This is a genomic window from Flavobacterium rarum (SeqCode) (assembly GCF_965234445.1).
GTDB lineage: Bacteria > Bacteroidota > Bacteroidia > Flavobacteriales > Flavobacteriaceae > Flavobacterium > Flavobacterium rarum.
In genome coordinates, this window is the sequence record NZ_OZ248479.1 from 1 (window position 1) to 20,299 (window position 20,299).

Sequence of the window (20,299 nt, forward strand, 5' to 3'; positions counted from 1 at the left end):
AACTCAAAATAACTGTTTTTAATACCGCTGCAAATAGTTTGAACTATCATTTAGAAACCATTTTAAACTTCTTTAAAAACAGACATACTAATGCAAATGCAGAATCATTTAATTCCAAAATAAAACTCTTTAGAGCAAATCAAAGAGGCGTAGTAGATGTGAAATTCTTTCTCTTTAGAATGGAAAAACTTTTTGCTTAATCCCCATAAAATTTATGTGACCCCTTTTATCCTTCTCGCGACTTAGCTATTCAAAACAACAAACTAAAACAAAGGAGCTTACATTATTTTAATTATTTAAGAATTTGATTTTTGACATTGAAATTGGGATAGAAATTGAAAATTACGTATCTTAGCATCTAAATTAGATGAATCTACGTAAAAAGTAGCATTGAACAATACGTATATTATGAATAATACAATTCGAGTAGTTCTAGCAGATGATCATGTATTTGTGAGGGATGGCATAAAATCATTATTAGAAAACGAAGCAAACATAACTGTCGTAGGCGAAGCTACTGATGGTCTTGAAGCACTAACCGCAATAGACCAACTTCAGCCCGACTTATTAATTCTCGACATTAGAATGCCTAATCTTACCGGAATTGAAGTCGTTGAACAACTACGTAGCAAAAACAATCAAGTAAAAATTGTAATGCTATCCATGCATGAATCCGAAGAGTACGTATTAAAATCCATCAAAGCTGGTGCAGACGGATACCTACTAAAAGGTTCTAGCAAAGAAGAATTTTTAAAAGCATTGCATACCGTATCCAATGGCGGAAAATATTTTAGTGGTGATATTTCTTCTATTTTGATTGAACAATTAACCAATACAAAACAATCCTTAGAAACCAAACAAACTTTGGACGAGGAACTTTTAATAACCAAACGAGAAAAAGAAATTCTTAAACTTCTATTATCTGGCAAGGGAAACAAAGAGATTGCAGAAGCGTTAGACATCAGCAAAAGAACTGCTGAAGTACATCGTTTTAATCTAATGAAGAAATTGAAAGTAAAAAACTTAATGGAACTTTCCAATAAAGCAACGGAGTATTCACTTCTGTAAAGATGCTAAGTAACTAAGTATCTATAGCTATCGGGCAATGTCATTAAGTTAAAGATTTCTCACTACGCTTTTTCAAAATATATCTCTCGCAAAGACGCGAAGACGCAAAGAAATAGGTTCTAAACTTTGTGTCTTTGCTAGAAAAAAAAAGCTTAACATAATTAGTTTTTTCAGTACTTGATAGCTTCTAGAGTTCTCTAATCATGTGATTCCTCGTACCTCGGAATGACAAAAAGTGATGATTTAGATATTCAAATATTCAATATCGCGTAAGTTTGTCATCTCGAAGGAGGAGAGATTACACAAGTGACTCGGCAATCCTAGTAGAATCAGCACTATTTTCTTCACTTAATAGCATTGAGCTATCGGGGTTAAGATTTCTTAAAATTTAAATCAAAATTTAGTTACCTATAACTTCTATTTAATTACTTAGAAACTAAGCTCCTCAGAAACTTAAAAGTTTTTTATAATATACGTATAAATACTTAATTTATTTTCAAAAACTGCGTTTTAGCAGCTTTTAGACAACATTTACTACTTAGTTTTGTAAAAAAATATAAGTATTATGTCAAAATCAAACTCACTTTCTCAATCACACCGTATTTTATTTTTAAATACTTTAGCTTTTACCGTATGTTTTGCTTGTTGGACACTTAATGGAGTTCTAGTAACCTTTTTAGTAGACAATGGCATCTTCAAATGGGATGTTGTTCAAGTAGGATGGCTTTTAGGAATCCCTATTTTAACGGGATCGGTAATGCGTTTACCAATTGGTATTCTAACAGATAAATACGGAGGAAAATATGTGTTTTCAATCTTATTACTCCTTTGCTCTATTCCTTTATTTCTATTACAATTGGCGGATAGCTTTTTTATGTTTGCACTTTTAAGCTTTCTCTTTGGTATGGTTGGAACCAGTTTTGCTGTTGGTATTGGTTTTACTTCTATTTGGTATCCAAAAGAATGGCAAGGAAGAGCATTAGGGATTTTTGGTATGGGAAATGCTGGAGCTGCTATTACTACTTTTATTGCTCCATCCTTACTCAATCAATTCTCTATTTCTGATCCTCAAAACGGATGGAAACTACTTCCTATTATATACGGAACGGCATTAGTTGTAATTGGTATAATCTTTTTGGTTTTTGCTAAAAACAAAAAAATGGAAAACCAAACAAAGACAGTTACACAAATGTTACAATCTTTAAAAAATGTAAGAGTTTGGCGTTTTGGAGCGTATTACTTTTTAGTTTTTGGTTGTTTTGTTGCTTATTCTCAATGGTTACTTCCAAACTTTATGAATGTGTATCAAACAAGCTTGGTTATGGGCGGAATGTTTGCAACAATGTTTAGCTTACCTTCAGGAGTTATTCGCGCCTTTGGTGGTTATCTATCTGATAAATTTGGAGCTAGAAAAGTAATGTATTGGGTATTAAGTTCTTCAGTGATTTTGAGTGCTTTATTAATGATTCCAAAAATGGATATTACAACAGCTGGACCTGGTGTAATGGCCACCAAAAAGGGTACAATTACAGCTGTATCTAATGAACTTGTAAAAGTGGGCGAAAAAGAATTTCCTATCAATTTAAAAAAACACAAACCAATTGAAAACACAATATTCCCAACAAGTAATTCTTGGCAAGAAGTTGTAGTAACTCAAAACCAAGAGGTAAAGAAAAAAGAACTACTTGCAAAAGGAATTACTGCCATTCATTTCAGCGCCAACATGTGGGTATATTTAGTATTGGTAATTTTAATTGGAATTTCATGGGGAATTGGTAAAGCAGCAGTTTACAAACACATTCCAGAATATTTCCCAACCGAAGTAGGAGTTGTAGGTGGAATGGTAGGTATGATTGGAGGCCTAGGCGGTTTTTTCGGACCAATTATATTTGGATATTTATTAACCAACACAGGTGTTTGGTCAAGTTCTTGGATCTTTATATTACTCTTATCCGCCACTTGTTTAATCTGGATGCATTCAACAGTTACCAAAATTATGAACGAAAAACAACCTAACTTATCTAAAGAAATGGATAGAAAATAAGGCTAATTTCCATTAATTTATAATAAACTGTTCCCGATTTTTTTGGGGACAGTTTTATTTTAATCCGTTATGTCGATTAAAATAATTACATCATAAAAATATAATACTTATTTAGACTTTAAATTCACCTTGATAAAACAATCTAGTTCTACGTCTGTTCGAGTATTTCATTAAAAATGCGATAGCTTTTTTAATGAAATGTATCAAAAACTCTCACCTTGTAGCCTTCTAGATACAATTTTGAATAGTAAAGCTATCGCATTACTTTTCTAAATCACTCGAAGAGACGTTGCGTTTTTATTGCAGTAAAATCAAAGATTAAATGGCACAAAAGGCTCAAAAATATTGGAATAGGAACATAAAAAAACCGTCTATGATTATTAGACGGTTTTATTACATTTGAAAAATTTTTATTTTTCTCCACTTTTTTTTATGGCATTTACATATTTGGTTAGTTTCTCACCATATAAAGATTTAGCAACTTTTGGAGTCATCGATTTTTGAATGGTATCCAAATATTTGATGTTGATGTCATATATTTCAGCCAATGCAATATAAGGAGAAACTTCATGATCTTTGTTATTTACTGCAAAATTGGTTGCGTAAAGATATTTTCTTTTAACATTATTGTCTTGTAAAGTAGCAATACTGTCTATTGCTTTGGAATTATTGCTTTTTATAGCTTTAAATTTTTGTTCAATCAAAGTTAGATTTTCATCATTGAAGCGAGAATTTATTTTTTTATACTCTTCAAATAATTCTTGATTTTTTGAACCTGTTATTTTTGCACTAGTGATAAATGAATCCAAGTTCGTCTCAATATTAATGGTGCCTGGCTCAGCAAAAAACATAATGTTGTTGTCAAGAGAATTCGTTACTCCTCTGTCCATATATAAATAAAACATTTCAGGGGACTTTAAATCTATGTTTGTTTCAAAAGTTGATTTCCCATCAATCTTGATACTGTCAATGGCAACAAGTGCAGAATCTGCAAACCTTTGAATGTACAAAGTTCCTTCTTTTAATCCTTTGATATTTCCAGTAATATGCAAATTAGTTTTTGATTCATTTTTGTTACAAGCAACCAAAAGGAAAAGCCCAACAAAAGCAATAATAGAATTTTTCATGTGTAGATAATTTGTTTTTTTTATAACATTACTTTGTCAACCTATATATTCATTTTTTAGATCCAAACAATTTCAATGTTTTTTTATTTTTGGCGCAAAATAAAGAAAATTGTTGGAATGAATCATTGTATTCTCATCGAATTTCAAAAAAAAATCCCAATCTATTTCTAGTTTGGGATTTCTAATATAGTTAGTAAGACTATCCTTTCAACCAAGCATCTTTTAATGATGCTTTAGAGCTATCGGTAGCTTTTAGTCCATCAGTATCAATATATGGGAATTTCACTAATCCTTTTAGCACTTGCTCTTTTCCGTCACGTTTTATTTTTATTGTAATAGGATCATTCTCTTTCCATTTCATACTTTCTGTAATCATGTCGTAAATATTGTCTAATGAATATGATATATCGTTGATAGCAAGAATGACATCACCGCCTTTAAGATCCAAAGTAGAATAGAAAACATTTAATTCTTTTTTGGGATCAACAAAAATTTCTTTGTTTGCTTGATTTACTCCAATGTAAGGAACTTGACCTTTCAAGAATATTCCTTCTGGTGTTTTCATACTTGATTTTGCAACTCCAACTTTAGCCAAATACTCATAATAAGGAATTGGAGTAGGTCCAGAAACATATTTAGTCAAAAAATCTCCTACTTCTGGGTACGTCAACGAAGTTATTTTTGCAAATAAATCGGCATCATTAAAAGGTTTTGAAACTCCATATTCATTAGATAATTGATGCATTAAATCCAATATACCTCTTTTTCCTTCGCTTTTCTCTCTTATTATAATATCCAAACACATCCCAATTAATGCTCCTTTTTCGTAAACATTTAAGTATTGATCTTTATAAGGTTCTGTTAACACGTTTGCACTCATAACTGTAAAAGGCATAGTGTCATTCATTGTATTTGCGTGTTCGATTTTTCCTGCTATTCGAGTGTAAAATTCGTCTTCATGAATTAACCCTTGATTGATTTGAAATAGATTGGCAAAATACTCCGTCACCCCTTCATACATCCATAAATGTTGTGACATTTTTGGCGCATTATAATCAAAAAACTGAATCTCTTTGGAGTGAATTGTTAATGGAGTTACAATATGAAAAAATTCGTGAGAAACCACATCTTTCATTTGTTTTACTAATTCATCCTTAGGCATCATTTCTGGCATCACAACTGTTGTGGCAGTTGGGTGTTCCAATGCTCCAAAACCTTTTGCATCTGTAGGAGTCATTGTAGAAAGATACAGAATAACTGTATATTTTTTGGTAGAATTTACTTTTCCTAAAAATGTTTTTTGAGCTGTCATCATCGTTTTCATTTCGGGAGTTATGCTCTCTGCTGTAAATTTACCAGATGGTGAGTATACTGCAATCTGAATATCCATTCCGTCTACAGTAAAACTAGTATAATCAGACTTTGAATACATAATTGGATTCTCAAGCAATTCTGAGTAAAGAGGCATCTCAAAAAGATCTACAGTTTTGGACGCATCTCTATCAATCATTGAAGTAGCTCCCCAAAGAGTTTCAGGATGTGTAATGGTTACTTTATACGGCATTTCTTTTTTGTCTTGAAAATAACCAACAAATCCATGTAGGTTCAACATAAAGTTTTTTCCTGCATCAATATTGGTTCCTGATGGAGAAAATACATCATCTTTTCCAAAACCTCTGCCTTTTTCGGTATCAAAAGTATCGTTTACTAAATAAGTTACTTTAACCAATGCTTTTGCATTTTGTATAGACCAAGTGTTATCATCCGTTTTAGTAACAGTTAATAGATTTCCTTTAGCATCAAAAGCCTTAAAATCGGCAATATATTTACCATAATCATCTACAGAATAAGTTCCTGGAACTGTTTTCGGAAGGCTATATGTAATTGTAGCAGTTTTTATTTTTGGCGCTTTAACAGTAACCAAAACTTGATCGTCTTTTACATCTGTAAGATTAATATTTACCTCAATTTCTTCTTTTTTTGAATCAAATGGTACAATAGTGTTTGCTTTACTCACCCATATCAAGGAAGTTAAAGCAAAAGTCAATAGTGTTTTTTTCATTTTGTTGTTTGTTTTGGTAATTAGTATTTCCAAAGAGAAAAATGTTACAAAAAAGTGATAAAAGAATTTGTATACGAATTTAAATAACAAACAAGCATAAAAAAACTCCTATTTTACAGGAGTTTATAAATTAATCTAATTTGTTTTTGATATAATATTTACCATCTAAATCTTCGTCAAATTCATCGATTTTTAAAGGTTTAGGTTTAGGTTTACTTGCGATAGCTTTCTTTTTCCACATTTCAAATTTTTCTGCGGGCATTTTCTTCTTCATAATTTCCAGAACCTCTTTTTCAGCTAATCCAAATTCTTTCTTGATAATCTCAAATGGATTTCTTTCTTCTTGGGCCAATGTAACAAGTTTTTCTGTTTGTTCCCAGTTTAATTCTATGCGGTTGCTCTTTTTCATCAGGTGAAAATTAATTCAATTTTGTGTTAATGATTAATAAATTTGTTTTTAAATCTTATACCAATATTAATAAAAAAAATTATTACTTTTCATTTTAATTTGAAAAAATTTTATTTTTTTCAAATCTATTATTTTGCACTATCCTTTTTAAAAATAACACACTGAATTATAACGCACTAATTGAAGGAATTAAACGACACTTTATATCTAATTTCAATTAGTATAAAACTCAATAAATTAAAGAAAATAGTAGTCAATTAAAAAAAATAGTTGAGATTTTCCATTTCTATAGTTTAAAAAACACATACAATTATTAGGCTAAACTATCAAAAAAAAATAAAGAGAAAAACAAAGATTTTGCCTCAGTTTTTCTCTTCATTATAGTTAACTTTATAAATATTACGCTTCAGAATGATCTTGCAACAAATTTTTATAAATAAATCCTGCTACAATAGCCCCTAAAATTGGTGCTACCCAAAACAACCAAAGTTGAGATAATGGTTCACCTCCAACAAAAATCGCTTGTGACAATGATCTTGCAGGATTCACAGAGGTATTTGTAATTGGAATACTTATTAAATGAATAAGAGTAAGTCCAAGACCTATAGCAATTCCAGCAAATTTTCCATTAGCAAACTTATCAGTTGCGCCAAGAATTATAAGAAGAAAAAACAGTGTCAATAAAAACTCGGCTATAAAAGCGGATTGCATTGAGTAGCCATCTGGTGAAAAAGCATCATACCCGTTGGATGCAAAAGCACCCGCTTTGGTATTATCGATCATAAAACCTGCTTTTCCAGAAGCAATAGTGAACAAACTTCCAGCAGCTGCTACGGCACCGATGCATTGTGCAACAATATATGGAAGCAATTCTTTGGCAGAAAATCTTCCACCGGCCCATAAACCAAAAGAAACTGCGGGATTAAAATGACCTCCCGAAATATGTCCAACCGCATAAGCCATTGTCAAAACAGTCAAACCAAAAGCCAATGAAACACCAATGAATCCAATTCCCAAATTGGGTATCCCAGCTGCAAATAATGCACTACCACAACCTCCAAATACCAACCAATAAGTTCCGAAAAATTCTGCAAAAAGTTTTTTCATAATTAAAAAAATTAAATTAATAGTTAATTAATAAACTGTACCGATACAAATCCTTTTAAAATTACTGAAATGGTATCTATTACGAATTTATAAAAAAATTAACACATATTGACTACAAATTTATTTTTTTAATACTGGTTGTCAACGCATTTGCTTTTTATCGAAATTCAAATTCATAATAACAATGGCTAATAAAATTAAAAAAATCCCCATCCATTGTACAAATACCACATCTTCATTTAAAAGAAAGTAGGCCATTAGTACAGAAATAGGAAGTTCCAAAGCTGAAACAATACTACCTAATCCAATTCCGGTAAGAGGAAACCCAGCATTCATAAGCATTGGAGGTATAATTGTACCGAAAAGAGCCAAAACTATTCCCCATTTTAAGAATATCCCAAAATTGAAAGCAGTAGTTTGAGTTGCAATAGCAAAAACAAATACAATTACTGCTCCACCCAAAAGCATGTACAAACTTCGTTGTGCATTTGAAATTCCAAGACCAACTCTATTGGCTGTAAACATTGTAGTTGTAAAAGAAGATGCTGCTAGCATTCCAAAAACAATACCGCGCCAATCGAATTGAATTTCAGTTTTAAATATATTTGTTGCCAAAAGAGTACCAATTAATACTATAACTGCGGCAATTATTTTTTGATTCGATGGTATTTTTTTTTCTAAAATCATTTCCAGAATTAATCCAATCCAGACTGTTTGCATCAATAAAACAATAGCAATAGAAACGGGAATGTATTTGACAGCCATATAGTAAAAAACACTCGTTAAACCAAGTGATGTTCCTGCTGTCATTAATTGAAAAATAGCTTTAGATGTTGGTTTTACAACCTCAACTTTGCTTTTTACTTTTTGAAATGCATTTACGATTAGTAATCCTGTAATTCCTAATACAAATTGCGCAATTGTTACTTCGGCTGTAGTGTAGCCTTCATTATAAGCCATTTTTACAAAAGTAGCGAGCATACCAAAACTTGTGGCACCAAGAGCAACCAAAAAAGTACCTTTTAACACTGGATTCTTTATCATCTTTAAATTTTTTAAAAGCGGGCAAAGGTAAAGTATTTTATAATGGAAATCTTATGGGTTTCATAAGTTTTAAAACAGTCCTTGTGACGGATTATTTTAATGTCAATTTTACTTGGATCAAAATTTAATTTTTGTTCTAAATAAAAGAACACACTCTTTATTAGTCCATTTATTCCACAATAGTAGGGTGATGCTCTTTTTCGAGTTCTTTGTGTGTCAAATCACTTAAATGCAAACGTAAAGCATCTACAGAAATATTAATTTCCCAAAAGCACAGAGCCAAAGAGGTTAATAATGATAACAAGCTAGCTGCAAACAAATAAATTCCAATTAGTTGGTGATCCAAAAACAAAACTAACATTGTAAATACCGACAAGAATAAGCTCATAACACCTGCCATTTGCATGTAACGAATTAAAGTAAGTCTGAGATTTAGATTTTTAATTTCAAGCAGAATCATACTATTTTCTTTTTCTTTATAGGCTTTTTTCAAACCTCTAATAATTGTTGCAACCGTCAAAAATCGATTTGTATAAGCAAGGAGTATCAATGAAGTGGCCGAAAATAGTAGAGCTGGAGTTTCTATATGAAGTGTCATTTATAGTGTTTTTATTACGCACAAAGTTCGGCTTTTTAAATCGTTTTAAAGAAATGTTGCCTGGTTTTATTTGGCCCTAGAAAGCAATCGTTTTTATTAAACTATAATAATAGATTTTAACTACAGATTGAACTATAAGACACCATTTTATACTATTCTTACTATCCTTTTACTAATCACTTAAACTTTAAATAATATAAAAATTTCAAACATCATCAATTAATACCTCCCTTGACTTCTAATAATCCAAAAATAAGAGCACCTTTTTATCATTCTTATCAAAAATTCCCAAAACTTAAAAATTACATTAATTTTATACGTATTTATACGTAATTATTACTTATTTTTGTCTGCGTACAGTTTACATTAAACAGCAACAAGACTACGCTATAAACAAAGATATATCATAATGCAAAATACAGAAATCAAAACTACGTGTTCCTATTGTGGAGTAGGATGCGGAATTATTGTAAAAAATGATTCTAAAAATGGAGTGACGGTTACAGGTGACAAAGACCACCCTGTAAACAAAGGAATGCTTTGTTCTAAAGGGATGAACCTGCATTATGTTGTCAATGACACTTCGGATAGAATACTGTATCCAGAAATGCGCTGGAGCAAATCGCATCCGAAAGAAAGAGTAAGTTGGGATGCTGCTTTGGATCGTGCAGCAGCCGTTTTTTCTTCTATTATAAAAAAACACGGACCAGACAGTGTTGGTTTTTATATATCAGGACAATGTCTGACTGAAGAATATTACTTGGTTAACAAACTAGTAAAAGGTTTTTTAAAAACCAATAACATAGACACCAATTCCAGACTTTGCATGAGCTCGGCAGTTGCTGGATACAAAAAAACCTTTGGTGAAGACTCGGTTCCTGTTGCTTATGCCGATATCGAACTTGCCGATACTTTCTTGATAACAGGAGCCAATCCTGCATTTTGTCACCCCATACTATTCAGACGAATTGAACAACACAAAGAGAAAAATCCAAAAACAAAAATCATAGTTGTTGACCCGAGACGAACCGACTCTGCTATGGTAGCCGATTTGCACTTACAAATACTTCCTGGAACAGACATCGTCTTGTATCACGCCATTGGAAAACGCTTGATCGAAAAAGGATATGTAGATTCCGATTTTGTGAAAAATCATACCGAAAACTATAACCTTTATAAAGAAATGGTTTGTAACAGTTCTTTCGAAAAAGCATCCAAATTATGTGGTGTTTCGGTAACAGACATTCATTTGGCTGCTGACATTATCGGAAAAGCAAAAGGATTTATATCAATGTGGGCGATGGGATTGAACCAAAGCGCTATTGGTGTAGACAAAAACACCGCTTTATTGAACCTTTCATTGGTCACAGGACAAGTAGGAAAACCCGGTGCAGGACCTTTTTCGCTTACCGGACAACCCAATGCTATGGGAGGACGAGAAGTAGGTGGAATGGCGAATTTACTAGCCGTTCACAAAGAATTAAACAATCCAGAACACCGCAAAGAGGTGGCCGATTTTTGGGGAGTCGAATCCATTTCAGAAAAACCGGGATTGACCGCTACCGAAATGTTTGACGCATTGGAATCGGGTAAAATGAAAGCCATTTGGATCATTTGCACCAATCCTTTAGTGAGTTTACCAGATGCTCGAAGAGTGGAGAAAGCATTACAAAACGCAAAATTTGTAGTCGTTCAGGACATCTCCCACAATGCAGATACAGCTAAGTTTGCCGATTTGCTTTTACCTGCTGCTGGTTGGTTGGAAAAAGAAGGAACAATGACCAACTCAGAACGACGTATTTCTTACTTGCCAAAAGGGATAAATGCACCGGGTGAAGCTTTGTCTGATGTAGAAATCTTGTTGCGTTTTGCAAAAAAAATGAAATTCTCCGGTTTTAATTTTAATAACACCGAAGCCGTTTACAAAGAATATTGTCTGATGACAAAAGGTACCAATATTGATATTTCGTATTTAAATTATACAAGACTTAAAAACGAGGGTACTTTTCAATGGCCAGTTCCAGATTATGGACATCCTGGTACTCCCCGATTATTCTCGGATAAAAAATTCTTTACACCATCTCAAAAAGCGATTTTCAATATTCCAACTAGTATCGAAAATACTTCTGAATTGCCATCTGAAGAATATCCATTTATATTAACAACGGGACGCATTCGTGATCAATGGCACACCATGACTAAAACGGGAAAAGTATCCCGATTAATGACCCACACTCCTAGCCCAGTTCTCGAAATCAACCCAATAGACGCTTACAAAGCAACCATTAAAAACGGAAATATAGTTGTGGTTTCTAGTCAAAATGGTGAAGTTCGTGTCAAAGCCAAAGTGACAGATACCATCAAAGAAGGTGTTCTATTTTTACCAATGCACTGGGGGAAACAATTGGACAATGATTTGAACAGAACCAACAACTTAACCAACACCATTGTCGATCCTATATCCAAAGAGCCCGATTTTAAATACACCACGGTTGCTATTGAGAAATATGTAAAACCATTTCAAAAGATAGCTGTCGTTGGTGCTGGAGCTGCTGCTTTCCGATTTATACAAAATTATAGAGAAATCAATACTACTGATGAAATCATAGTATTCTCCAACGAAGAAAACCCTTTTTACAATCGCGTATTATTGCCGGAATATGTAACTGCTGAACTGTCTTGGGAAAACCTTTTAAAAATAAAAGACGAAGCTTTAAGTCAATTGAATATTACAATGAAATCGGGTGTAGCGATAGAAAATGTGAATGCAAATAGTAAAACAATAACGGATAGTCTTGGAAACACCCATCAATTTGATATGTTGATTATGGCAACAGGAAGTCGTCCATTTATACCCGAAAATGCACAATTACATCTTCCAGGTCGATTTACTATTCGCAAAAAAGAAGATGCTGATAGGCTCAAGCACTACTTAGAAGAAACCAATTTACCAGCCGAAGAGCAACATGTAGTAATTGTAGGGGGAGGATTATTAGGATTGGAGTTGGCAGCTGCACTTAAACACAAAAAAGTAAAAATTACAATTGTACAACGAGCTTCTCGTTTGATGGAGCGCCAATTGGATCGCATCTCCAGTAAATTATTGGCCGAAGAAGTACAACAAAGAGACATACAAATTTATTTTGACAACGAAGTCAGTACCGTATTTGAAACCGAAAATGCAAACGAAATTGAAATCGCACTAAAAAGTGGTCGAATTATAACAGCCAATGCAATTGTGTACACCATTGGGACCATTCCAAACATTGAACTGGCGAAAGAAACGGGGCTGGCTTGTGGACGCGGCGTAAAAGTAAATCAATATTTACAAACCTCTAATCCAGCTGTTTTTGCAATAGGTGAGATTGCCGAATTTAATAATATGCTATTCGGAATCACCTCTGCCGCCGAAGAACAAGCTGATGTTTTGGCTAACTTTATAGCAGGTGACATTAGTAGCTTCTACAAAGGTTCGGTGTTGATGAATATCTTAAAACTAGAAGACATCAATCTCTGTTCAATTGGAGAAATTGAAGTTCCCGAAAATGACGATTCCTACGAAGAAATTGTTTTTGCCGATTTAGGAAAACGCTATTACAAAAAGTGTATTGTTAAGAACGATTTGCTAATTGGCGCTATCCTTATGGGAGACAAAAACGAGTTTGCTGAATTCAAAACAATGATTGAAAGTAAAATCGAATTGGCCGACAAAAGAAACACTTTGCTTCGAGGAAGTGGTTCTGAAGCCAAACCAGTACTAGGAAAACTCGTTTGTTCTTGTAGTCAAGTTGGAAGCGGCAATATCGAAGAATGTATCAAAAGCGGTGTGACCAATTTTACCGAATTGTGCAAAACCACTGGAGCAGGACTTGGTTGCGGCAGTTGCAAAACCGAAGTGAAGGAGCTATTGGCAAAGGTGAAGTAGGGTTTAAATTGTTTAAAGTTTAAAATTGTTTAATAGTCTCATCTTGATAAAAATAAACATCAAAACAACAAACCTTGAACAATTTCAAACGATTAAACATTTTAAACAATTTTAAACCTTTAAACAACCAACAATAAAACTAAAAAACATGGAATTAACAAGACTCATAGTAAAAGGTGGAGTACTATCTCCAGGAGAATTGCGAGAAATTGTAAATATGGGACTCGAGCAAGGTCTTGATGCCATTTCTTTTGGTTCAAGACAAGACATTATATTCCCAAAAGGGTTCAAAAACAACACTCTCGAAAAAATCGGGAAGCATCATTTTGTATTACCCAACGAAATGAGTGGTAACAACATCGTTTCCTCCTATGTTTCAACCGACATTTTCAGGAATACCCCATGGCTTACCGGAAACAAATTCCTTTATATACTGGAACAATTCAAGGAACAGCCTCAATTAAAGGTCAATATTACTGACCCCAAACAACAACTCGTTCCCCTATTCACAGGACACATTAACTTTATCGCATCGCACCACGAAGATTATTGGTTCTTGTATGTGCGCTTGCCAAAGTGGGACAAAATGGAACTTTTCCCTGTGTTAATCTACAGCTGGGATATTGGCAAAGTGTATTACGAAATCGAAAAAATACTTCAGGAAGAGCCCGATTCTACCGAAATGATTTTCCAACTCATAAGCGATTTGGACACTAATAATAGGACCATCGATCAGCCTTTAAACATCCCTTTCTACCCCTTCCCGTATTACGAAGGAATGAACCGACTCGGAATCGATCAATATTGGCTCGGTTTGTATTGGAGAAATAATTTATACGATTTACAATTTTTAAAAGAAATGTGCGATCTGTGCTTTGATTGCAAAATCGGAAAAATATGCATCACGCCTTGGAAATCCTTCATCATCAAAGGAATTCCCAAAGAACGCAAACTCGATTGGGAAAAATTCCTCGGCAAAAAAGGAATCAACGTTAGACACTCCTTATTGGAGCTCAACTGGCACTTGCCTGTGGCGATGGAATGGGCTTTGAATCTCAAAACCTTCCTTGTAAGAACGCTTGACCAATTCGACATCAGTACGTACGGACTTACTTTCGGGTTATCCGATTACAATCGAGAGGGACATTATTTTACCTCGGTTGTTATCGAAAAAAACGAATCTCCAAAAGACCTTGAATCCATCAAAATAAGAGATACTTTCAACGTTTTGTACGCCAAAAATTTCGACCCCAACACCAAGGAATACATTGTACACGCACAAGATGTAGACAAGTTGGAATTGCCCAATATCCTGATCGAATTGAGTAAAAAGTATTTCGAAGAACTTGGAAATAGCGTACTCGAGTTCGAAAACATTACCTCAAAAAAAGAAACCAAAGCGCAAGACATTCATCAATGTCAAGAATGCTTAACGATTTACAATTCAGACTATGGCGATGTTCTTCAAGGCATCCAAAAAGGAACCTTTTTCAAAGACCTTCCAGAAGAGTATTGTTGTTCACTCTGCGAAGCATCCAAAAGCAGTTTCATAGCATTGGTAGAAGCAACGGTTTAATTAATTGTTTTTGAATCATCGGTTCACCAAAGATCTTTTGGGCGAGCCACCATAAAGAAAATGGGCCTACTTATCGTTGCGGTGAGTCGGCCCATTTCCTTTATGCTGTCGGGTCATCCGTGCTACTTCGGTAGCTTACTCCTACCCATCTCGCGGGCTTCACGATACATAAGAACATATTTCATTAGTAATTTCAAATTCATTAAAACAAAAGCTTAAAAAATTCACTCCTCAAAACACAAATAGACTAGCTAAAAATAATAATCTTTTATACTAAATTAACAAGTAGTATTGAGTAAATTAGCAATTATAAAAATTTGAAATATATCCGATTTATTTACTATTTGGCGGTAATGCCCTGCCTAAAAAAGACATCTTATGGATTATTGCTATTACATTCTTCCAGATGCTATATCAACAGCTAAAGGAGATTTAACTGTTGGAGAACGTATTTTTGCAGTTCCTACTACACATCCAATAATTGAATTTGCATATGGAGAAGGTCCATACTTTAATCTTAAGATGTTGGAGCAACAATCAGAAATCTTCGCCAAACTTAAAAAAAGTAATCCAAAACGTGCGCATAATATAGTACAAGAAAAATATATTAGTAAAATCGAAAATTATTTATTAATTCCAAAGGACACCAATTTAGATCCAAAAATTATAGAAATATGGCAGCATGTAGTTCGTGGTGATGAAAAATCAAATGGAGTTTCCGGAGTACATTTTTACGATAAGAAATTTATCAAAATAATAGAAGTTTTAGACAAAAATAATAATGGAGTTTTATTAGCAAGAATTGAGGCAAGGTTTGATGAAAATGAAAACTGGATTGCCCGAAATGACCCTACAACATTATTTCCTATTTCATGGTCAATTCAACAACTGTCAATTGAACTTGATTTTGCTTTAAAAAACAGAATAAAAGAAGAAGGAAGCCTAAATAGGTATCGTGGTAAAACATATAGTGGAATTGAAACAATATTTATAATTGTAGCAGAAAAAGTAAAAACTGCGTATCCAATACTATAATCATCACTTCTGCTTACAGCTTACTACAACGGATTTGGGTATTTGCCTTAATGGAAAGATGGTTTTGTATTTTTAATGATTTGTTTCGCCTGTTCGATAACGCTCGGGTGACAAATCCGAAAACAGGACTTACATTAGTGTAAAACATAAGTAGTCCCAAAACTTAAAATAATTACAAATCACCCCTTTTCAATAAAAAACTGATAGCAAGTTTACTATTTTTATTTACAAAACATGAAAACAACAATTCTAACATTTACTCTTTTTATCTTCCTTTGTACAGCACATGCGCAAACCAATCCTGAAATAACCAAAATCGGAATTCCTATCGAAATGCTTTTTCCGGAAGGCAAATTCAAAGCACTGATTTTAAGTTATGACGACGGTCGCTCCGAAGACAGACGATTGGTAAAACTAATGAAACAATACAAACTAATAGGAACTTTTCATCTCAATTCAAACAAACTGGGACTTCCAAATTACCTCAACAAAACAGAGATAAAAGAGCTTTTTACAGGACATGAAGTTTCGGTTCATTCGGCAAATCATCCGTTTTTAAACACCTTATCCAAAATTGATATTGTTTACGAAATTGCCGAAGATCGCAAAGAATTAGAACGACTCGTCAACTATCCCGTAAGAGGAATGGCGTATCCCTTTGGTAATTACAACGACTTTATAGTTGAAACCATCAAAGGATTAGGCATTGAATATGCAAGAACGGTTTATGATTCTTATACTTTCAATATTCCTGAAAATTTCCTGCAATGGCGGCCTACGATGCATCAATTTTCCAAAGCCTATTATGAACCGAATAAACCCGAAAATGATAAAAAAGAATTGGACCTTTTTTATCAAACCATAAACACCTTTATTCAAACCAAAGATTTGGCTTTAATGGATATTTGGGGACATAGTTATGAAATGGGATCTGATGAATCCAAATGGATTGAAACAGAAAAATTTTTCAAGATGCTAGCCAACAATCCTAACATATATTATGCCAAACAAATTGACATCGTTGATTACATCAATGCCTTTAATAATTTAAAAATTTCTGTCGATAAAAATAAGATTTTCAATGCCAGTTCGTTAACCATATATTTCAAAAAAGAAGGAAAAACATATTCGGTGCTTCCGGGGAAAATGTTAATTATTTCAAATTAAAAACAGCATTTCGCTGCAAATCAACAAAATACCTTAATTTTATATTTGATTATCAGTTTATTAGATAGTTTTAAGCTTTTAAAATATGGTATTAAATGAATTTCATCCCAGTCCCTATTTACAAGAATTTGTAAGGGTTTACAGAGTGATTCGCTGTGTCTTTGATTCTAATACATCTTTACCGTTCAAACCTTATGCCCCAAAACCAGAACATTGCCTTAGTTTTTACCCCAGAGACACCGAAACGGTTGATTATACACAATGTACCAACAAAATATCCAATCTTTCCGCTGTTCTTTTTGGACAACAAAGGGAAGTAACACATCGATTTATTGGCAAAGACTTTTTGGTTTTTCAGATTGTTTTTCGACCAGGAGCATTATATCGTTTGACTGGTATACCATCCTTTGAATTGACCAATAGTTTCCTTGATGCCGAAATGATTTTTTCAAAAAATTTGATTCAAGAGGTAAACGAGAAACTTTTTTATACTGAAGACTTTCCAAAAATGATTGCTGTAGTCGAAGATTTTTTAAAAAATCAATTTTCGAAAATCAAAATAGAGAAACACAAAATCGATTCTATTTGCGATATTTTGTTATCAAATAAAGAAAACATTTCCTTAGACTGGTTTGCCAAAGAATCCTGTTTGAGCATTCGGCAATTGGAACGTAAATTCCAAGAAAGAATGGGAGTTTCTCCTAAATATTACAACAAAGTAATTCGCTTTGAAAATGCCTTTCGGATGAAAAATGCAAACCCCAATTTGGACTGGCTGAGTATTGCCATTCAATGTGGTTATTATGATTACCAGCATTTGGTCAAAGATTACAAATCATTTACCCAACAAACCCCCATTGAATTTCATTTATTGGATCTACATTCACCAGAGCGAGAATTTGGTGAAGCGGACACTTATTAGAATGTCGTTTTTTTACCAATACCAATTTTAATAATTATTACAATTTTGTATATCAAAAACTTAAACAACTTTTAAGATGCAAAATGTAATTAATAACCCAGCGAAAATTGACCTAACAAAAAGTTTTGTAGTAAAAACAAATGAAAGTCGATTTTCTGAAACTACCAAAATTGGAGGTCTAAATCCAAATGATATTAAAATTTCATCAAAAGACACTAGTGGAAATCTTAGTATGTTTGAATACCAAGACAATGAAAAAGGAGGCCCACCATTGCACGTACATCCCTATCAAGACGAAGTGTTTTATATTCTAGAGGGAGACTATCTTTTTCAAATTGACAACGACAAATTCAAGCTAAAGCAAGGCGACACTATTTTTTTACCAAGACAAATTCCACATACGTTTACACAACTTACCGACAAAGGCAAAATGCTCTTCTTTTTTAATCCAGCAGGTAAAATGGAAGACTTTTTTAGAACTATTGGCAATCTATCGAGCCCTCCAACTCCTGAAGAGGGTGCACAAATATTTGAAGCCCATGAAATGATTGTTGTTGGGCCACCATTAGAGTATTGAAAAGTAACAAAAAGTAGACTAAAACTTAAAACCCTATACAAATGAACAGAAAAATCATTTGTATAGGGTTTAGTAGCTTTTAAAACAACAATAGAAATTTACCTCAATTGAGCAGTATCAACTCTTGAAGGCGTATCTTTTCCGCTTATAATACTGGACGAACTTATAGCTATTGCTTTAATAATCTCAGTCATATTGTTTATATCAAGAGTGCCAACTTCGTCACTGGCATTGTGATAATTGGGTTCACTATCCATTTTTGAAGTCGAAATTGTATGAGCAGGAACACCCAATTTGGCAAGAGTCGCATTATCCGATCTGTAAAACAATTCTTGTTCTGGATACGGATCCGGATAAAATTTAAAAACAGAGCCTTCTAGATTTTTCTGTAAAATGGCCCCCATATTTGTTTTTTCAAAACCCGTAATATAGGCTGAATTCCTCCCCCATTTGGATTCTGTACCAATCATTTCTAGATTAAACATAGCAATAACTTGCTCAGGAGCCAATTGTTTTGAGAAATGTTTAGCACCATAACCTCCTAATTCTTCAGCAACGAATGTTGTGAAAATTATAGTTCTTTCGTTGTTATTTCTCTTTTTAAAATACTTCGCCAGCATAATTACAGCTGTAGTTCCTGCGGCATCATCATTGGCGCCATTATATATTGAATCAGTTGCATTGTGTGGCATCCCTTCTTGAGGAGAACCTATTCCCAAATGATCATAATGTCCAGAAAAAATTACATATTCATTCGGTTTACTTTTCCCTTGCAAAACACCAACTACATTATTCAACGGCTTTTTGGAGATGGTATTGGTAAGATCTATGGTAAAAGTAGTAGCATCCGAAACTCCAAATACAAACAAAATAGTATTTTCTCCAGGATTTGCCGTTATTCTATCAATCTGTTGTAAGTTGGGCAAAACATTTTTAAATGAATCATCTACTAAAACCAATAGACTTTTGGTACTGTTGTAATATTCATTAAATTTTTGACCAATATTGTCCCCTTTATTGATATTGACAACAGAAATATCGCTCTTTTCGGTCAACGAAACTTCGGGTTGATAAGAGAAAGTTACAACTTGATTATTAAATATTTCCTCACCATTAATTGTAATTTTTGAAGAAACAGCTTTTGAATCCGTCATAAAAAACTCTTGTCGAAAATTGGTTGCACCATTAAAAGGTTGCAATCCAATTGCTTTAAATTCCGACTCGATAAAGGCTGAAGCTTTGTCAATTCCAGGTGTAAAGGTTCTTCGGCCTTGCATATTATCGGCGGCAAGTACGGTTTCGACGCGAGTTACTTCTTTGGGAGTAATCAGTTTATCAATAGACTGCGCTACAACAGTAAAGTGAACTGTTAGAATAAGAGTAAGAAAAATTAGTGTGTTTTTTTTCATATTTACATTATATTAAAAACGATTTAAGTTGTAAGACAAAATTACAATCATTTTGTTACATACAAAGCTACAGTTGTAACTATTCAGCCTAACAAAATTTTGACACAAATTTCACGAATCAGCACAAATTGGATTCAATTAGAAAATAATATTTCACTAGTTTTATCAACATCACTAATTTGTGAAATTAAAACAGATGTTTTTTCGTGTAAATTTATGCAATTTGTGT

16 protein-coding genes are annotated in these 20,299 nt (G+C 33.3%); 9 read left to right on the forward strand and 7 right to left on the reverse strand.

Annotated elements, in window-relative coordinates; all coding sequences use genetic code 11:
- The 3 genes from AC8GF4_RS00005 to AC8GF4_RS00015 form a co-directional block, all read left to right on the forward strand.
- The coding region (locus tag AC8GF4_RS00005; protein WP_506591509.1) for a transposase at positions 1 to 200 on the forward strand (200 nt) is incomplete at its 5' end.
- A 208-nt stretch (positions 201 to 408) separates the two neighbouring features.
- Complete coding sequence (locus AC8GF4_RS00010) at positions 409 to 1,068, forward strand: response regulator (protein ID WP_506591511.1); 660 nt, start codon at positions 409 to 411, stop codon at positions 1,066 to 1,068.
- Between the two features lie 565 nt (positions 1,069 to 1,633).
- Positions 1,634 to 3,112 carry an MFS transporter gene (locus tag AC8GF4_RS00015; RefSeq protein ID WP_506591513.1) on the forward strand — a complete coding sequence of 493 codons (1,479 nt, stop codon included), beginning with the start codon at positions 1,634 to 1,636 and terminating at the stop codon, positions 3,110 to 3,112.
- 410 nt (positions 3,113 to 3,522) lie between these two features.
- On the opposite strand, the gene AC8GF4_RS00020 is transcribed toward AC8GF4_RS00015, so the two are convergent.
- From AC8GF4_RS00020 to AC8GF4_RS00045, 6 genes are all read right to left on the reverse strand, one after another.
- Positions 3,523 to 4,239, reverse strand: a complete 717-nt coding sequence (locus AC8GF4_RS00020; protein WP_506591515.1) for a DUF4369 domain-containing protein — start codon at positions 4,237 to 4,239, stop codon at positions 3,523 to 3,525.
- 199 nt (positions 4,240 to 4,438) lie between these two features.
- Positions 4,439 to 6,301 (reverse strand): M61 family metallopeptidase, encoded by a 1,863-nt coding sequence (locus AC8GF4_RS00025; RefSeq protein ID WP_506591517.1) that lies wholly within the window; start codon positions 6,299 to 6,301, stop codon positions 4,439 to 4,441.
- Positions 6,302 to 6,431: 130 nt separating this feature from the next.
- Entirely contained in the window at positions 6,432 to 6,710 is a 279-nt protein-coding gene (locus tag AC8GF4_RS00030; RefSeq protein ID WP_506591519.1) for a DUF2805 domain-containing protein, read from the reverse strand.
- 399 nt (positions 6,711 to 7,109) lie between these two features.
- Complete coding sequence (gene aqpZ / locus AC8GF4_RS00035; RefSeq protein WP_506591521.1) at positions 7,110 to 7,817, reverse strand: aquaporin Z; 708 nt, start codon at positions 7,815 to 7,817, stop codon at positions 7,110 to 7,112.
- 141 nt (positions 7,818 to 7,958) lie between these two features.
- On the reverse strand, positions 7,959 to 8,861 hold the full coding sequence (locus tag AC8GF4_RS00040; protein WP_506591523.1) for an EamA family transporter: 903 nt from the start codon (positions 8,859 to 8,861) through the stop codon (positions 7,959 to 7,961).
- A 169-nt stretch (positions 8,862 to 9,030) separates the two neighbouring features.
- Positions 9,031 to 9,459, reverse strand: coding sequence for a DUF2721 domain-containing protein (locus AC8GF4_RS00045; RefSeq protein WP_506591525.1), 429 nt, complete (start codon positions 9,457 to 9,459; stop codon positions 9,031 to 9,033).
- Between the two features lie 409 nt (positions 9,460 to 9,868).
- On the opposite strand from AC8GF4_RS00045, the gene AC8GF4_RS00050 reads away from it, so the two are divergent.
- The 6 genes from AC8GF4_RS00050 (at position 9,869) to AC8GF4_RS00075 (ending at position 18,661) form a co-directional block, all read left to right on the forward strand.
- On the forward strand, positions 9,869 to 13,384 hold the full coding sequence (locus tag AC8GF4_RS00050; protein WP_506591527.1) for a molybdopterin-dependent oxidoreductase: 3,516 nt from the start codon (positions 9,869 to 9,871) through the stop codon (positions 13,382 to 13,384).
- 148 nt (positions 13,385 to 13,532) lie between these two features.
- Positions 13,533 to 14,960 carry a rubredoxin gene (locus tag AC8GF4_RS00055; RefSeq protein WP_506591529.1) on the forward strand — a complete coding sequence of 476 codons (1,428 nt, stop codon included), beginning with the start codon at positions 13,533 to 13,535 and terminating at the stop codon, positions 14,958 to 14,960.
- Positions 14,961 to 15,338: 378 nt separating this feature from the next.
- Complete coding sequence (locus tag AC8GF4_RS00060) at positions 15,339 to 15,995, forward strand: EndoU domain-containing protein (protein ID WP_506591531.1); 657 nt, start codon at positions 15,339 to 15,341, stop codon at positions 15,993 to 15,995.
- A gap of 234 nt (positions 15,996 to 16,229) precedes the next feature.
- A complete protein-coding gene (locus AC8GF4_RS00065; RefSeq protein ID WP_506591533.1) occupies positions 16,230 to 17,162 on the forward strand; it encodes a polysaccharide deacetylase family protein in 933 nt (310 codons plus the stop codon).
- An 85-nt stretch (positions 17,163 to 17,247) separates the two neighbouring features.
- On the forward strand, positions 17,248 to 18,084 hold the full coding sequence (locus AC8GF4_RS00070) for a helix-turn-helix domain-containing protein (protein WP_506591535.1): 837 nt from the start codon (positions 17,248 to 17,250) through the stop codon (positions 18,082 to 18,084).
- 76 nt (positions 18,085 to 18,160) lie between these two features.
- Positions 18,161 to 18,661 carry a cupin domain-containing protein gene (locus AC8GF4_RS00075; protein ID WP_506591537.1) on the forward strand — a complete coding sequence of 167 codons (501 nt, stop codon included), beginning with the start codon at positions 18,161 to 18,163 and terminating at the stop codon, positions 18,659 to 18,661.
- A gap of 98 nt (positions 18,662 to 18,759) precedes the next feature.
- On the opposite strand, the gene AC8GF4_RS00080 is transcribed toward AC8GF4_RS00075, so the two are convergent.
- Complete coding sequence (locus AC8GF4_RS00080) at positions 18,760 to 20,070, reverse strand: M28 family metallopeptidase (RefSeq protein ID WP_506591539.1); 1,311 nt, start codon at positions 20,068 to 20,070, stop codon at positions 18,760 to 18,762.
- Between the last annotated feature and the right edge of the window lie 229 nt (positions 20,071 to 20,299).

Coding starts and splice junctions, on each gene's coding strand:
- aqpZ (WP_506591521.1), bottom strand. CDS start 7,817: ATGAAAAAACTTTTTGCAGAATTTTTCGGAACTTATTGGTTGGTATTT.
- AC8GF4_RS00070 (WP_506591535.1), top strand. CDS start 17,248: ATGGTATTAAATGAATTTCATCCCAGTCCCTATTTACAAGAATTTGTA.
- AC8GF4_RS00020 (WP_506591515.1), bottom strand. CDS start 4,239: ATGAAAAATTCTATTATTGCTTTTGTTGGGCTTTTCCTTTTGGTTGCT.
- AC8GF4_RS00010 (WP_506591511.1), top strand. CDS start 409: ATGAATAATACAATTCGAGTAGTTCTAGCAGATGATCATGTATTTGTG.
- AC8GF4_RS00055 (WP_506591529.1), top strand. CDS start 13,533: ATGGAATTAACAAGACTCATAGTAAAAGGTGGAGTACTATCTCCAGGA.
- AC8GF4_RS00015 (WP_506591513.1), top strand. CDS start 1,634: ATGTCAAAATCAAACTCACTTTCTCAATCACACCGTATTTTATTTTTA.
- AC8GF4_RS00075 (WP_506591537.1), top strand. CDS start 18,161: ATGCAAAATGTAATTAATAACCCAGCGAAAATTGACCTAACAAAAAGT.
- AC8GF4_RS00080 (WP_506591539.1), bottom strand. CDS start 20,070: ATGAAAAAAAACACACTAATTTTTCTTACTCTTATTCTAACAGTTCAC.
- AC8GF4_RS00045 (WP_506591525.1), bottom strand. CDS start 9,459: ATGACACTTCATATAGAAACTCCAGCTCTACTATTTTCGGCCACTTCA.
- AC8GF4_RS00050 (WP_506591527.1), top strand. CDS start 9,869: ATGCAAAATACAGAAATCAAAACTACGTGTTCCTATTGTGGAGTAGGA.
- AC8GF4_RS00040 (WP_506591523.1), bottom strand. CDS start 8,861: ATGATAAAGAATCCAGTGTTAAAAGGTACTTTTTTGGTTGCTCTTGGT.
- AC8GF4_RS00060 (WP_506591531.1), top strand. CDS start 15,339: ATGGATTATTGCTATTACATTCTTCCAGATGCTATATCAACAGCTAAA.
- AC8GF4_RS00030 (WP_506591519.1), bottom strand. CDS start 6,710: ATGAAAAAGAGCAACCGCATAGAATTAAACTGGGAACAAACAGAAAAA.
- AC8GF4_RS00025 (WP_506591517.1), bottom strand. CDS start 6,301: ATGAAAAAAACACTATTGACTTTTGCTTTAACTTCCTTGATATGGGTG.
- AC8GF4_RS00065 (WP_506591533.1), top strand. CDS start 16,230: ATGAAAACAACAATTCTAACATTTACTCTTTTTATCTTCCTTTGTACA.